14 protein-coding genes are annotated in these 15,093 nt (G+C 54.5%); 4 read left to right on the forward strand and 10 right to left on the reverse strand.

Annotated elements, in window-relative coordinates:
* Nucleotides 1–11: 11 nt before the first annotated feature.
* The 3 genes from nadR to serB all read right to left on the reverse strand — a co-directional run bounded on the left by nadR (nt 12) and on the right by serB (nt 3,741).
* Nucleotides 12–1,241 (reverse strand): multifunctional transcriptional regulator/nicotinamide-nucleotide adenylyltransferase/ribosylnicotinamide kinase NadR, encoded by a 1,230-nt coding sequence (gene nadR, locus OGV52_RS12520; RefSeq protein WP_016151614.1) that lies wholly within the window; start codon nt 1,239–1,241, stop codon nt 12–14.
* A gap of 65 nt (nt 1,242–1,306) precedes the next feature.
* A complete protein-coding gene (gene radA / locus OGV52_RS12525; protein ID WP_053389006.1) occupies nt 1,307–2,689 on the reverse strand; it encodes a DNA repair protein RadA in 1,383 nt (460 codons plus the stop codon).
* A gap of 83 nt (nt 2,690–2,772) precedes the next feature.
* The gene (gene serB / locus OGV52_RS12530; protein WP_003829946.1) at nt 2,773–3,741 is read right to left on the reverse strand and encodes a phosphoserine phosphatase; all 969 of its coding nucleotides are present in this window, start codon (nt 3,739–3,741) and stop codon (nt 2,773–2,775) included.
* A 115-nt stretch (nt 3,742–3,856) separates the two neighbouring features.
* On the opposite strand from serB, the gene OGV52_RS12535 reads away from it, so the two are divergent.
* Together OGV52_RS12535 and lplA are read left to right on the forward strand one after the other, a co-directional pair.
* Nucleotides 3,857–4,498: a YtjB family periplasmic protein gene (locus OGV52_RS12535; protein ID WP_016155636.1), complete on the forward strand. Its 642-nt coding sequence runs from the start codon at nt 3,857–3,859 to the stop codon at nt 4,496–4,498.
* 20 nt (nt 4,499–4,518) lie between these two features.
* On the forward strand, nt 4,519–5,535 hold the full coding sequence (lplA, locus tag OGV52_RS12540; RefSeq protein ID WP_016151611.1) for a lipoate--protein ligase: 1,017 nt from the start codon (nt 4,519–4,521) through the stop codon (nt 5,533–5,535).
* Between the two features lie 84 nt (nt 5,536–5,619).
* Here lplA and deoD read toward each other — a convergent pair whose 3' ends face one another.
* From deoD to deoC, 4 genes are all read right to left on the reverse strand, one after another.
* Complete coding sequence (gene deoD, locus OGV52_RS12545) at nt 5,620–6,339, reverse strand: purine-nucleoside phosphorylase (RefSeq protein ID WP_000224864.1); 720 nt, start codon at nt 6,337–6,339, stop codon at nt 5,620–5,622.
* A gap of 199 nt (nt 6,340–6,538) precedes the next feature.
* Nucleotides 6,539–7,762: a phosphopentomutase gene (gene deoB / locus OGV52_RS12550; protein WP_016151610.1), complete on the reverse strand. Its 1,224-nt coding sequence runs from the start codon at nt 7,760–7,762 to the stop codon at nt 6,539–6,541.
* Nucleotides 7,763–7,812: 50 nt separating this feature from the next.
* Nucleotides 7,813–9,135 (reverse strand): thymidine phosphorylase, encoded by a 1,323-nt coding sequence (gene deoA, locus OGV52_RS12555; protein ID WP_287108583.1) that lies wholly within the window; start codon nt 9,133–9,135, stop codon nt 7,813–7,815.
* A gap of 179 nt (nt 9,136–9,314) precedes the next feature.
* Nucleotides 9,315–10,094, reverse strand: coding sequence for a deoxyribose-phosphate aldolase (gene deoC / locus OGV52_RS12560; protein ID WP_016155634.1), 780 nt, complete (start codon nt 10,092–10,094; stop codon nt 9,315–9,317).
* 261 nt (nt 10,095–10,355) lie between these two features.
* Between deoC and OGV52_RS12565 the strand changes: the two genes are divergently transcribed.
* Nucleotides 10,356–11,906, forward strand: a complete 1,551-nt coding sequence (locus OGV52_RS12565) for a YjjI family glycine radical enzyme (RefSeq protein WP_019078317.1) — start codon at nt 10,356–10,358, stop codon at nt 11,904–11,906.
* Complete coding sequence (locus OGV52_RS12570; protein WP_287108585.1) at nt 11,878–12,741, forward strand: YjjW family glycine radical enzyme activase; 864 nt, start codon at nt 11,878–11,880, stop codon at nt 12,739–12,741. Before OGV52_RS12565 ends, OGV52_RS12570 begins: the two co-directional genes overlap by 29 nt.
* A 32-nt stretch (nt 12,742–12,773) precedes the next feature.
* Here OGV52_RS12570 and OGV52_RS12575 read toward each other — a convergent pair whose 3' ends face one another.
* The 3 genes from OGV52_RS12575 to OGV52_RS12585 form a co-directional block, all read right to left on the reverse strand.
* Nucleotides 12,774–13,550 (reverse strand): metal-dependent hydrolase, encoded by a 777-nt coding sequence (locus OGV52_RS12575; protein ID WP_016155630.1) that lies wholly within the window; start codon nt 13,548–13,550, stop codon nt 12,774–12,776.
* Nucleotides 13,547–14,620 (reverse strand): patatin-like phospholipase family protein, encoded by a 1,074-nt coding sequence (locus OGV52_RS12580; protein ID WP_016151604.1) that lies wholly within the window; start codon nt 14,618–14,620, stop codon nt 13,547–13,549. The genes OGV52_RS12575 and OGV52_RS12580 overlap by 4 nt, the downstream gene beginning before the upstream one ends.
* Nucleotides 14,621–14,865: 245 nt before the next feature.
* Nucleotides 14,866–15,027: a DUF1328 domain-containing protein gene (locus OGV52_RS12585; protein WP_003019081.1), complete on the reverse strand. Its 162-nt coding sequence runs from the start codon at nt 15,025–15,027 to the stop codon at nt 14,866–14,868.
* Nucleotides 15,028–15,093: the final 66 nt, after the last annotated feature.

Below are 15,093 nucleotides of genomic sequence, written 5' to 3' on the forward strand. Positions count from 1 at the left end.
CGGCATTTACGCTATCTCTGCTCGCCCATCAACTCTTTCACCAACTCCACGCAGCGCAGAAATCGACCGTCATAGTCGGGCTCCTGAACGTGCACAAAATTGATATTGTTTTCCTGCAGCATCTCGACCAGCAGCGACTGAAACGCTTTTCTGTCAACCGAACTACCGAGACTGCGTAAGCCATCCGCCACCCATGGAGTATTGTTCTCCAGCAGGATCACCAGGTCAAAGCGATACTCGTCAATCAGGGCCTGCACAAACGGGTGTTCACGCCCTTCATACTTTTTGCAGAAGGCCTGAGTGGTAACGAAATCGGTGTCGATAAACGCCACTTTATTGGCATACTTGACAGCAAAATCAATGTATTGGGCTTGTCCCAGGGCGATTTTATCGTAGTCGGAATACTGCAACGCCATCTCATCACCGCCCAAATGGGAGAAGACGTAATCACGCCCATATTCCCACGCACTGGTAGTGTTAAAGATATTGGCGAGCTTGTTCACCAGCGTCGATTTTCCGCTCGACTCTCCGCCGAGGATCGCCACAGTGCGCACGAAAAACGGCTTCACTTCTGTAGGAATATACTCCCAGTAGCGAAACGGGTTCTCACGGATTTGCCCGCCGCTGATGTTCATAAACGTCCGTTTGGGATCTACCAGCACGGTTTCGATCCCCAGATGTTCCAGATACTGCGGGGCATCTGACTCTTCAGAGGTGTAAATCCAGTTAGGTTGGATCCCTTTCTCCTGCATAAACGTTTTGATCCCGTTGCTCCACACATCCCAACCGTGTGGATACGGCTCCATACCCTCTTCGTTGAAGGCATGAATACGGATGTTTTTCTGATACTTAAAGGTTTGCAGCAGCCAGCGTAGACGATCGGGCACCGTGGGCTGTTGCGACATAGCGCTGTCTTCAAACAGGCTGCGATCGCGCGTGTCGTCATATCCCATGATGATATGCAGTTCATCGACCTGACTACACGCGCGCTGGATAAGATAGATATGGCCGGTATGCAGCGGATAAAACTTACCGAATACCACACCGATATTCTTCTGCTGGCGCGGAAACTCCAGCCCGAGAAACCGGTGCAACGCCTCCAGCTTTTGCGCGCTGGGGCTTTTAATTTTGGCATTCAGCAGTTGACTTAAATATCCCTTGGTCATGCCACTGGCATCTGCCACCTGTTGCAGGGTACAGCCCTTTTGCTTAATGGCAGTTTTCAGATAATCAAATGACACAAGAGCCTCCTGCTGTAAAAATAAACGTAATACCCAATACCGCCGGAAAGACGGCGGGTATTTTATTATAGGTCGTCAAACACGCTTAAAGCATCCGTAAGCTTCTTAACGCCAAAGACCTGCATCCCTTCCGGCACTTTTTTCGGCACGTTGGCGGCAGGAACAATCGCCCGACGAAAGCCGTGCTTCGCCGCTTCCGAAATACGCTCCTGGCCGCTGGGTACCGGACGAATTTCGCCCGCCAGTCCCACTTCGCCAAAGACCACTAAGTCCTGCGGCAGCGGTCGGTCGCGCAGGCTGGAAACCATTGCCAGTAGCAGTGCCAGATCGGCGCTGGTTTCGGTAACCTTCACGCCGCCGACCACGTTGACGAACACGTCCTGATCCGCCATCTGCAAGCCGCCGTGACGATGCAGCACGGCCAGCAGAATCGCCAGACGGTTCTGCTCCAGGCCGACCGCAACACGACGCGGATTCGCCATCATCGAATGGTCGACCAGCGCCTGAATCTCCACCAGCAACGGGCGCGTGCCTTCCCAGACCACCATCACCGAACTGCCGGAGGTGACTTCATCGCCACGGCTTAAGAAGATAGCGGAAGGGTTGCTAACTTCACGCAGCCCCTGTTCGGTCATGGCAAAGACGCCCAGCTCATTCACCGCGCCAAAGCGGTTTTTATGGCTACGCAGAGTACGAAAACGAGAATCGGCGTCGCCGTCGAGCAGCACCGAGCAGTCAATACAGTGCTCCAGCACCTTTGGACCGGCCAGCGAGCCGTCTTTGGTGACGTGGCCGACCATGACAATCGCCACGCCGCGCGTTTTGGCAAAGCGGGTCAGGTAAGCCGCGGTTTCGCGCACCTGTGCCACGCTGCCCGGCGAAGACTGAATATCCGCCATGTGCATCACCTGAATGGAGTCGATAACCATCAGCCTCGGCTGTTCTTCTTCGGCAATCAGGCAAATTTGTTCGATACTGGTTTCCGACAGCATGTTCAGATTCGCCGTCGGCAGACCGAGTCGATGCGCGCGCATCGCCACCTGTTGCAAAGACTCTTCGCCGGTGACGTACAGGGTTTTCATCTGCTCAGCGAGCTTGCACAGCGTTTGCAGCAGCAACGTTGATTTCCCTGCGCCGGGGTTACCGCCAATCAGGATGGCGCTGCCGGGCACCACACCGCCGCCCAGCACGCGGTCAAACTCTTTAAATCCGGTGGAAAAACGCGGCAACTCTTCAAGGCTGATATCAGACAGCTTCTGCACTTTTGCGACGCCCGCATTCCCGGCATAGCCGCTGAGCCGCTCGTTACGCGCCACCGTTGGTGACGCGGCAAGGCGTACCTCGGTAATGGTGTTCCAGGCCTGACAGGCGCTGCATTGCCCTTGCCAGCGCGGGTAATCGGCCCCGCATTCGTTACAAACAAAGGCGCGTTTTGGAGCTTTGGCCACGTTTTACCTCTTTCGTTAGCGCGTTTACCGGACAGCGTGGGCGCTTATCCGGCCTACGGTCACTTTGCCATCAGGCAATTAAATCATTTCTGGTTCATGCTGCCAGAGAGAATGCAGAACACGCCCATCAGGTCAGCGTGACGGATCGTAATCTCCGTCTTTTCATTCACTTTGGGTTTGGCATGATACGCTATACCCAGTCCAGCCGTTTTGATCATCGGCAGATCGTTGGCGCCATCGCCGATCGCCACCGTCTGCGCCATCGGGATCTCATACTCCTGCGCCAGGCGGGTCAGGGTGTTGGCTTTGTACTGGGCATCGACGATATCGCCAATCACGTTGCCGGTGAATTTACCGTCCATGATCTCCAGCTCGTTTGCCACAGCCGCCGTCAGACGTAGTTTGTTACGCAGATAATCGGCAAAGAAGGTAAAACCGCCGGAGGCAATTGCCACTTTCCAGCCGAGCGTTTCCAGTTTTAACACCAGCTGAGTCAGGCCAGGCATCAGTGGTAGCGTTTCGCGCACCTGGTGCAAAATATTGGCATCAGCGCCCTTCAACGTCGCCACGCGGCTGCGCAAGCTGGCGGTAAAGTCCAGCTCGCCGCGCATCGCGCGTTCGGTAACTTCGGCTACCATTTCGCCGGTTCCCGCCAGTTTGGCAATTTCATCGATACACTCGATCTGGATAGCCGTTGAATCCATGTCCATCACCAGCAAACCCGGCGTGCGCAAATGCGGAATTTTACCCAGTGGCGCAACATCCAGTTTGGCATCATGCGCCAGTTTTGCCGCACGCGGCGTTAACGAGCCCGCCAGACGAATCACCTGATAATCCTCAACGCACCACGCCGCCACGATCACCATCGCCGCACCCAGTTTGCTCTGGTATTGCGTTAACCGTTGTTTATCCAGCCCACGACCGTACAGCAGCCAGCCACTGCGGCCCGCGTGGTAATCCAGCGGCATGACTTCATCACCGCTTAAAGAGAGAGGCAGACCTGGCCACAGAGAAACATCTTCAGGTAGATCGCACCAGGTAATGTTAGGCATTAAAGCTCCTGTAAAATCGTTCGGGTCGGAATCATCAGGGGAAAATAACGCATGAGGCTACCCTGTAACCAGCGCTTCTGGCAACATTAAGTCTCAAATTTTCAGCAGGTGGAATATGGCTCGCACAAAACTGAAATTCCGACTTCATCGTGCAGTGATTGTATTGTCCTGCCTTGCGCTGCTCGTTGCTCTGATGCAGGGCGCGTCCTGGTTTAGTCAAAGCCACCAACAGCAGCGTAATCCGCAGCTCGAAGAGCTGGCGCGCACGCTGGCTCGCCAGGTCTCCTTGAACGTCGCCCCGCTGATGCGTACCGAAACGCCGGATGAAAAGCGCATTAAAGCGGTACTCTCGCAGCTCACGGAAAGTAGCCGTATTCTGGATGCGGGCGTCTACGATGAAAAGGGAGACCTGATTACACGCACCGGTGAGAGCGTCAACGTTCGAGACCGACTGGCGTTGGACGGCAAAAAAGCCGGGGGCTATTTTAACCAGCAGATTGTCGAGCCCATTCAGGGAAGAAATGGTCCGCTGGGCTATCTACGCCTGACGCTGGATACCCACACGCTCGCCACCGAAGCCAAGCAGGTGGATAACACCACCAACATCTTACGCCTAATGCTGCTTCTGTCACTGGCAATTGGCGTGGTGCTCACCCGTACCTTATTGCAAGGCAAGCGCACCCGCTGGCAGCAATCCCCTTTCCTGCTGACCGCCAACAAACCGGTACAGGAAGAAGACAACGAGAAGAAAGAGTAATAACAGAAAGGAAATCGACCATGACGACACTACGCCTGCTTATCTCAGACTCTTACGATCCGTGGTTTAACCTCGCGGTCGAAGAGTGCATTTTTCGCCAGATGCCCGCCACGCAGCGCGTCCTGTTCTTGTGGCGTAACGCCGATACGGTGGTGATTGGCCGGGCGCAAAACCCGTGGAAAGAGTGTAATACCCGCCGTATGGAAGAAGACAACGTGCGGCTCGCCCGTCGCAGCAGCGGCGGCGGCGCGGTGTTCCATGACTTAGGCAATACCTGCTTTACCTTTATGGCCGGTAAACCGGAGTACGACAAAACCATCTCTACCGCTATTGTCCTCCATGCCCTGAACGCGCTGGGCGTAGACGCCGACGCCTCCGGGCGTAACGATCTGGTCGTGAAAACGCCAGACGGCGATCGCAAAGTTTCCGGCTCTGCTTATCGGGAAACGAAAGACCGCGGATTCCACCACGGCACGCTGTTGTTGAACGCCGATCTCAGCCGCCTGGCAAACTATCTCAATCCGGATAAAAAGAAACTCGCCGCCAAAGGCATCACCTCGGTTCGCTCACGCGTAGCGAATCTAACGGAGCTGTTGCCGGGCATCACCCATCAACAGGTCTGTCAGGCCATCACGGAAGCCTTTTTTGCCCACTACGGCGAACGTGTCGAAGCGGAAATTATCTCGCCGGACAAAACCCCGGATCTGCCGAACTTTGCCGAAACCTTTGCCCGTCAGAGCAGTTGGGAGTGGAATTTTGGTCAGGCGCCTGCGTTCTCGCACCTTCTGGACGAGCGTTTCACCTGGGGCGGCGTTGAGCTGCATTTCGACGTGGAAAAAGGTCATATCACCCGTACGCAGGTCTTTACCGACAGCCTCAATCCCGCGCCGTTAGAAGCGCTGGCGGGTCGTCTGCAGGGGTGTTTGTACCGTGCGGATATGCTGCAACAGGAGTGCGAAGCGCTGCTGGTTGATTTCCCACAGCAGGAGAAAGAGTTACGCGAGCTGTCAGCGTGGATTGCCAGTGCAGTGAGCTAAACGCTGGCCTGAAAATGCCGGATGGCGGTCCGGCATACATCGATTGTAGCCCGGTAAGCGCAGCGCTACCGGGCATCACAACACTTACTCTTTATCGCCCAGCAGAACGGATTCCAGTGCGATTTTGATCATGTCGTTGAAGGTCGTCTGACGTTCAGCGGCAGTGGTCTGCTCGTGAGTACGGATATGGTCGGACACGGTGCAGATGGTCAGCGCTTTCGCACCAAACTCAGCCGCAACGCCATAGATACCCGCCGCTTCCATTTCCACGCCCAGCACGCCGTATTTTTCCATTACGTCGAACATTTCGCCGTCCGGAGAGTAGAACAGGTCAGCGGAGAACAGGTTGCCCACGCGCGCGTCTACGCCCAGCGCTTTTGCCGCATCAACTGCGTTACGCACCATGTCGAAGTCAGCGATAGCTGCGAAGTCATGATCTTTAAAACGGATACGGTTTACTTTGGAGTCGGTGCAGGCGCCCATACCGATAACCACGTCACGCAGTTTAACGTCCATACGCACAGCGCCGCAGGAGCCTACGCGAATGATTTTCTTCACGCCAAAATCGGTGATCAGCTCTTTGGTGTAGATAGAGCAGGACGGGATACCCATCCCGTGACCCATAACGGAGATCTTACGGCCTTTGTAAGTACCGGTGAAACCTAACATGCCGCGAACGTTGTTCACTTCACGAACATCTTCGAGGAAAGTTTCAGCAATATGCTTTGCGCGCAGCGGGTCGCCCGGCATCAATACGACGTCAGCGAAATCACCCATTTCTGCATTAATATGTGGAGTTGCCATCTTCAGTTCCCTTTTGATTTATTGTTTTTGTCGAGGGGGTAGCAATGCCTTACCCAACCGACAAAACGAATTCAAATACCCTAAGGATTTCGCGTTGTAGGAAGGCGACGAATTCGGAACCCCCGGGAACATAGATTACCTATGTGACCGGGGTGAGCGAATGAAGTCAACGCATCTACAGCGCGAAAGACAACGGGTATCACAGCATGTTTTTACCGTAGTCCATCGGCGATGTACCAAAGTAGCTCGCCAGCGTCTGGCCAATATCCGCGAAAGTTTCACGGTGACCTAAAGAACCTGGTTTCACTTTCGGGCCGTAAACCAGCACCGGAATGTGCTCACGGGTGTGGTCAGTGCCGGTCCAGCTCGGGTCACAGCCGTGGTCAGCAGTCAGGATCAGAATGTCATCTTCACCCACCAGTTCCATCAGTTCAGGTAAACGGCGGTCGAACAGTTCCAGACCTGCAGCGTAACCAGCGATATCGCGACGATGTCCCCAGGAAGAGTCGAAATCAACGAAGTTAGTGAAGACAATGGTCTTATCACCCGCTTCTTTCATCTCTTTGATGGTGGCGTCGAACAGCGCGTCCAGGCCGGTAGCTTTCACTTTTTTGGTGATGCCGCAGTTAGCGTAGATATCCGCGATTTTACCGACGGAAACCACGTGACCGTCTTTCTCGTCGACCAGTTTCTGCAGCACGGTCGGTGCTGGCGGCTCAACGGCCAGATCGTGACGGTTACCGGTACGCTGGAAATTACCCGCTTTATCACCGATAAACGGACGCGCGATAACACGACCGATGTTGTAACCACCTTCGGTCAGTTCTTCACGAGCGATTTCACACAGTTCGTAGAGTTTATCCAGGCCAAAAGTCTCTTCGTGACAGGCAATCTGGAACACGGAATCTGCAGAAGTATAGAAAATCGGCTTGCCGGTTTTCATATGCTCTTCACCCAGTTGATCCAGGATCACGGTACCGGAAGAGTGGCAGTTGCCGAGGTAGCCCGGCAGGTTGGCACGTTTGACCAGTTTATCCAGCAGTTCCTGCGGGAAGCTGTTGTCATGATCGGAGAAATAACCCCAGTCAAACAGAACCGGAACACCCGCGATTTCCCAGTGGCCAGACGGCGTGTCTTTCCCGGAAGAGAGTTCATGCGCCCAGGCGTAGGCACCAATCACTTCCGCGTTACCGTCCATACCAGCAGCAATTTTACCGGTAGAACCTTCGTGAGCTTTCACCAGGCCCAGACGGGTCAGGTTAGGCAGATTCAGTGGACCTTTGCGACCCTTGTCAGCTTCGCCTTTCGCACAGGCTTCTGCAATGTGTCCCATAGTGTCTGAGCCTACGTCGCCAAAGCGATCCGCATCTTCAGTCGCACCAATACCAAAGGAGTCCAGCACCATAATAAATGCACGTTTCATCTTGTTCTCCAACATCTGCGCCGCAAAAAAGCGATCAGATCAGTATACAGTTATTCGGTAATACGACGATAGACTGTCGGTGTAATTTCTGGCGCTTTATCGTCAAGGCTAATTGCCGCTTTGACCGCTTTCGCCGCTTCCTGCCAGCTGGCTTCGTCTTTGGCGTGGATCACCGCCAGCGGACGCTGTCCGTCTACGCTGTCGCCCAGACGCGCCATGTCGCTAAAGCCAACGCTGTAATCAATGGTGTCCGAAGCCTGACGACGACCGCCGCCCATGGAAACAACCGCCATTCCCAGCGCACGGGTATCCATAGCGCTGACAAAACCTTCGGTATCAGCATATACCGCTTTGCTGAGCATTGCCGTCGGCAGGTACTTCGCATAATTTTCGACGAAATCGGTCGGGCCTTTCTGCGCCGCAACCATGCGACCAAAAATCTCTGCCGCTTTGCCGTTATCCAGCACCGCCTGCAATTTCGCACGGGCTTCGACATCGTCTTTCGCCAGATTGCCGGAGATCAGCATTTCCACGCACAGCGCCATCGTGACGTCTAACAGACGTGGATTGCAGTATTCACCTGTCAGGAACTGCACCGCTTCGCGGACTTCAACCGCGTTACCTGCGCTGGATGCCAGTACCTGGTTCATATCGGTTAACAGCGCGGTGGTACGTACACCCGCCCCGTTCGCCACGCCGACAATCGCTTCGGCAAGCGCTTCAGAAAGCTCATAGGTCGGCATAAAGGCGCCGCTGCCGACTTTCACATCCATCACCAGCGCATCCAGCCCTTCCGCCAGCTTTTTCGCCAGGATAGAGCCGGTAATCAGCGGGATGGAATCCACCGTCGCGGTAATATCGCGGGTGGCATAAAAACGTTTATCCGCCGGTGCGAGCGAGCTGGTTTGCCCAATAATCGCCACACCCACGTCTTTAATAATTTCACGGAAACGCGCATCGTCCGGGAAGATGTCAAACCCTGGGATGGCTTCCAGTTTATCGAGCGTACCGCCGGTATGACCCAGACCACGTCCGGAGATCATCGGAATATAGCCGCCACATGCAGCGACCATCGGGCCTAACATCAGTGACGTTACGTCACCCACGCCGCCGGTAGAGTGTTTATCCACAATCGGGCCGTTCAGCTGCAGGCTTTTCCAGTCCAGCACGGTTCCTGAATCACGCATTGCCATGGTCAGCGAAACACGCTCAGGCATTGTCATATCGTGGAAGAAAATGGTCATCGCCAGGGCGGCGATTTGCCCTTCAGAGATGGTGTTGTCGCGAATCCCATTGATAAAGAAGCGAATCTCTTCATCGCTCAGCGCATGACCATCACGTTTTTTACGAATAATTTCTTGTGCGAGAAACATGGTAACCCCCGATAAATCAGGTTAAATGCAGCGGAAAACCCACTGCAATGAATGATTACTCTAAACAATTCGAGTCGCAGGAAGCGGCAAGGAAGCTCATCCCCAGGCGCTTACTACAGTAAGTGACTGGGGTGAGGGAGTGCAGCTAACGCACCTGCGGCTTGCAGTATGACGAGTAATTAGTAGCTGCTTGCGCTCTTACCGTCGCCGTGACCCAGCGCTTTCAGCAGGCTCGCCAGCAGGCTGGATGCGCCAAAACGATAGTGACGGGAATCGGCCCAGTCAGCGCCAAACAGTTCGTCAGCAATCGCCAGGAACTGCTGTGCATCTTCTGCAGTACGCACGCCGCCTGCCGGTTTGAAACCTACAGTTTTAGAAACGCCCATGTCGCGGATCACTTCCATCATGATGCGTGCGCTTTCCGGCGTCGCATTTACCGGCACTTTACCGGTAGAGGTTTTGATGAAATCAGCACCCGCTTTGATGGAGATTTCAGACGCTTTACGGATAAGACTCTCTTCTTTCAGCTCACCGGTTTCGATGATCACTTTCAGCAGCACGTTTGCCGCCGCACACGCATCTTTACATGCTTTAACCAGATCAAAACCAACCTGCTCGTTACCGGCGATCAGGGCACGGTAAGGGAACACCACGTCAACTTCATCCGCGCCGTAGGCAATCGCCGCGCGGGTTTCAGCCAGCGCAATCTCGATGTCGTCGTTGCCGTGCGGGAAGTTGGTCACGGTTGCAATACGGATGTCCGGAGTGCCTTGCTCTTTCAGCGTCTTACGCGCGATAGGAATGAAACGCGGATAGATGCAAATAGCGGCAGTGTTGCCTACCGGGGTCTTCGCCTGATGACACAGCGCGATCACTTTTTCATTGGTGTCGTCGTCATTCAGGGTGGTCAGGTCCATCAGTTTCAGTGCACGCAGGCTGCTTGCTGTTAAATCGGTCATAACATTCTCCAACGGCATCGCCGTATAAAATTTCACCTTGCGAGTTTGTTAGTATTCTAACATCCGCTCGCTATTACACTTCGATATACATCACAGTTAATGAAAACCACATACAGATTTGCATTACTCTAATGAGATCTACTTCAAATAAATCACCTTTCAAGAAGGGATGCGGTGGCATCAGGCGCATCCGGATCAAAGGTTGTGGCGGCGTTGCTTTCTACAATGGCGTTACACCTTCGGGATAAAAAGGAATCAACGATGCCCACTTCAAGCGAACTCGCGCTGCAACAGCGTTGCCAACAAATCGTGACCAGTCCGGTGCTCAGCCCTGAGCAGAAACGCCACTTCCTGGCGCTGGAGGCTGAAAACGCGCTGCCTTACCCGCAACTACCTGCTGAGGCTCGCCAGGCGCTGGATGACGGGGTGATCTGCGATATGTATGAAGGTCATGCCCCGTTCAAACCGCGCTATGTTTTACCCGACTACGCGCGTTTTCTGGCCAACGGTTCCTCATGGCTGGAACTGGAAGGAGCCAGGGATCTTGATGACGCGTTATCCTTACTCACCATCCTGTATCACCACGTTCCGTCAGTCACCTCGATGCCGGTCTATCTCGGCCAGCTCGACGTTCTGTTGCAACCGTATGTTAGAATTCTAACACAAGATGAGATCGATATTCGAATAAAACGTTTCTGGCGTTATCTCGACAGAACCCTGCCAGACGCATTTATGCATGCCAATATCGGCCCCGCTGATACGCCTGTCACCCGTGCAATTTTACGCGCAGACGCAGAGTTAAAGCAGGTTTCGCCTAATTTGACGTTCATTTATGATCCGCAAATTACACCTGACGACCTGCTGCTCAACGTGGCGCAAAATATCTGCGAGTGCAGTAAGCCGCACATTTCCAACGGCCCCGAAAATGATAAAATTTTCACAAAAGGTCAGTATGGCGTCGTCAGCTGTTACAACTCGTTGCCGCTCGCCGGGGGTGGAAGCACGCTGGTCAGGCTCAATCTGAAAGCCATCGCAGAGCGCAGCACCTCTGTCGATGACTTCTTTACGCGTACCCTACCGCACTATTGCCAGCAGCAAATCGCCATCATTGATTCACGATGTGAATTCCTCTATGAAAAATCACATTTCTTTGAGAATAGCTTCCTGGTGCAGGAAGGGTTGATTGATCCCGAACGTTTTGTCCCTATGTTCGGCATGTATGGCCTGGCGGAGGCGGTGAATCTGCTGTGCGATAAGGCGGGGCAGAATGCTCGCTACGGAAAAGATGAGGTCGCCAATCAGCTCGGCTATCGCATCAGCGCCCAACTGGCGGAGTTTGTAGAAAGTACCCCGGTGAAATTTGGCTGGAAGCAGCGCGCAATGCTGCACGCACAGTCAGGGATCAGTTCTGACATCGGCACCACGCCGGGCGCGCGTCTGCCCTACGGCGATGAGCCGGATCCGATCACTCACCTGCAAACCGTCGCGCCGCATCATGCGTATTATCACGCTGGGATCAGCGACATTCTCACGCTGGATGAAACCATCAAGCGCAATCCTCAGGCGCTGGTGCAATTGTGCCTCGGGGCGTTTAAAGCTGGGATGCGTGAGTTTACCGCCAACGTGAGTGGTAACGATCTGGTCCGCGTCACCGGCTATATGGTACGCCTGTCGGATCTGGAAAAATATCGCGCCGAAGGTTCACGCACCAACACCACCTGGCTGGGCGAAGAAGCCGCGCGCAATACGCGCATTCTGGAACGACAACCTCGCGTGATTAGCCATGAACAGCAGATGCGCTTCAGTAAGTAAGATCATTCCTTTCTCCTGCGTCGACGGGCCGGGCAGTCGCCTGGCTCTGTTTCTGCAAGGATGTAACCTGCGCTGTAAAAATTGCCACAATCCGTGGACGATGGGACGCTGCAACGACTGCGGGGAATGTGTCCTGCATTGCCCGCATGAGGCGCTGAGCCTGAGTGCGGGGAAAGTGAGATGGCAATCCGACGTATGTCAGCAGTGCGATACCTGCCTGCACATGTGCCCACAGCAGGCCACGCCGATGGCGCAAACCCTGAGCATTGATGAAGTGCTGCAGCATATTCGCAAGGCGGTGCTGTTTATTGAAGGAATTACGGTCAGCGGCGGCGAAGCGACCACCCAGTTGCCGTTTATCGTGGCGCTGTTTAACGCAATCAAAACCGATCCGCAGCTGCAACACCTGACCTGCATGGTAGACAGCAACGGCATACTGAGCGAAACCGGCTGGCAAAAACTGCTGCCGGTATGCGACGGCGTAATGCTCGATTTAAAAGCCTGGGATAGCGCGTGTCATCGACAGTTGACTGGCCGCGATAACACGCTGATTAAACAAAGCATTACCTTTTTGTCCGGGCAGGGAAAACTTGCGGAACTGCGCCTGCTGGTTATTCCTGGCCACGTGGATTATCTACAGCATATCGATGCACTGGCGGCGTTTATCAAACGTTCAGGTGATGTACCGGTGCGGCTAAATGCCTTTCATGCGCACGGGGTGTACGGCGAAGCGAAGGACTGGCCGAGCGCCACGCCTGAGGATGTGGAGCAACTGGCACAAGGATTGCGCGAGCGCGGGGTGGATAATTTGATCTTCCCGGCGCTGTACCTGTGATTGCCGGCTGTGACGCATCCGTCGTCCGGCAATTAAAAATCAAATAACGCCGTCGTATTGCGATACAGCGCATCAGCGATAACATCCGCAGGTTCCGGGCGCAGCTCGCAGAGGACATCAAAGACTCTGACCACCTGCTCCGGGCGATTGGGCTGTCCCTGAAAGCCGTTGAGCGGCATATCCGGCGCGTCAGTTTCCAGCAGCAGTGAGTCCAGCGGCAGTTGCGCCATTACCTCGCGGGTTTTACTGGCGCGCGGATAGGTAATAGTGCCGCCCACGCCAATTTTGTAGCCCAGTTGCACAAAACGTTCGGCCTGCTGCACGCTCCCGGAAAATCCATGCACCACGCCGGTTCGCGGTAAAGCATGGCGTTTCAGGTGCATCGCCAGCTTGTCATGAGTGCGCCGCGAATGCAGGATCACCGGCAGTTCGTAACGCTTCGCCAGCTTCAGCTGCGCTTCCAGCAGCCGCTCTTGTTTATCGAATTGCGGATCGTCCCGATAAAGATCCAGCCCAATCTCACCTACCGCCACCAGCTTTTGCGGACGCTTATCCAGCGCCTGCTGCAACTGCTCCAGGCAGTCATCGCTATGTTGCTCAATAACAATGGGGTGCAGCCCCAGGGCTGCAAACAATGGAGGGTAATTTTCCGCTAACGCCAGTACACGGGAAAAATTTGCCGCCTGGGTGGCCGGAACGATAATGCTTTGCACGCCGACGTCAGCCGCGCCCTGAATACTGGCAGATTCATCGCCCGTAAACGGCGGAAAATCAAAGTGACAATGCGTATCAATAAAACGATAACTCACGCCAAATCCTCATTATTAAACGTCGTGTCGTTAGCCTGAGGCGCATTGGTCACCACGGGGGCGTGAGCGTCGTTAGCCACCGGCGCAGGTGGAACCACGACCGGTCCCGGCACCACAATCTTCGGCGTCTGACGAGGCAGCGGCGCATTTTTCGCCAGCAGCTTGCCGACGGTTGCCAGGAAGTAACGACCACACAGGCGTCCGGTCTTGTAATCTTCCCGCAGCGCCGGAATACGGCTTCCTAATGCCATGCTATGGAGCGGTTTGGGCGGGTAGATCTCAAAGATACGCAGCTTGCCCGGCGGTTTCTCAATAAAACTCTGAATCGCGCGATAGCTGGCTTCATGGTGCTGGACCAGATTCAGCAGCGGTTGCAGGCTGCTTTCGCCCAGCCAGCGTTCCATACGCTTGAACCACTGCGGGGTGTAATACATTTGCGAAGGCACGGTGCGGATAACCACCAGCGTTTTTGCCCCCTGCTTCGCCGCTTCCTGCACGGGAATGGCGTCGCTGACTCCCCCATCGAGATAATTCACACCATCCAGCGCAACCCCGGCGCGGTAGAACCCGGGAATAGCGCTGGAGGCACGAATAAGATCGAGCCAGTTTTGCCGGTTCGGCGAAAAATAGCCAGGCGTGTAGTCATCGCCCCGACAGGCGCACATATAAAACGATTTCCCTGCGGCAAACAGGCGCTCGGCGTTATCCATCGCCAGCGGCATCTGAGACGCAGTCGAATCCACCAGCCAATCGAGATCGATTAAATTTCCCCCGCGCACAAAGCGCACCGGGTCAAAAAATTCACGTCGGGTAGTGTAACGCATGATAACTTTACGGCCGTAACCCGGCTGGTTACAAAGATAGGCTGAAAGGTTTTGCGCACCAGCGGAGGTCCCGTAGAAGAGATCAAAAGGATTGAACTGCGCGCGCATGAATTCATCCAGTACGCCAGCGGTGAAGATGCCTCTTTGTCCGCCGCCCTCACACACCAGCGCCATACTGCCTGGTTGAAACGGACGTAACGATAACGGCGCAATATTGCCGAGCGTGACGGGTATTCTCTGCCCCACCTCTGCCTTCCTGTTGTTTTTGTAATAGAACAACAAAGTAACGCAAATTGCCTGATGCTAAAACCGTAAAAGCCAGTCCGGTGGACTGGCTTAGTAGCAAGTTATCTTTACGGTTAATCCCCAAAATAATTCGAGTCACAAGAAGGCGGCAAGGGCGTGAATCCCGATCTGCTTACCCTGGTAAGTGATACGGGCGAGCACGCGTAGCCAACGCACCTTTAACTTGAAGAATAAAGGGGATGTCGCTAGGGCCGTTTACGACCTGTAAACAGGCTGACCAGAAACAGAATGATCCCCACCACAAAAACAATTTTCGCTGCGCCAGCAGCGGTACCCGCCAGTCCACCAAAACCCAGTGCAGCGGCAATTAACGCGATAACCAGAAATATGATGCCCCATCGAAACATGCGCTTCTCCTTTACCATAGTTAATGTCACCGCTTGATATGAGCACTCAGGCTGCCCATCGGCGAT

The organism is Citrobacter sp. Cb041 (assembly GCF_030336655.1).
GTDB classification, from domain to species: Bacteria; Pseudomonadota; Gammaproteobacteria; order Enterobacterales; family Enterobacteriaceae; genus Citrobacter; species Citrobacter braakii.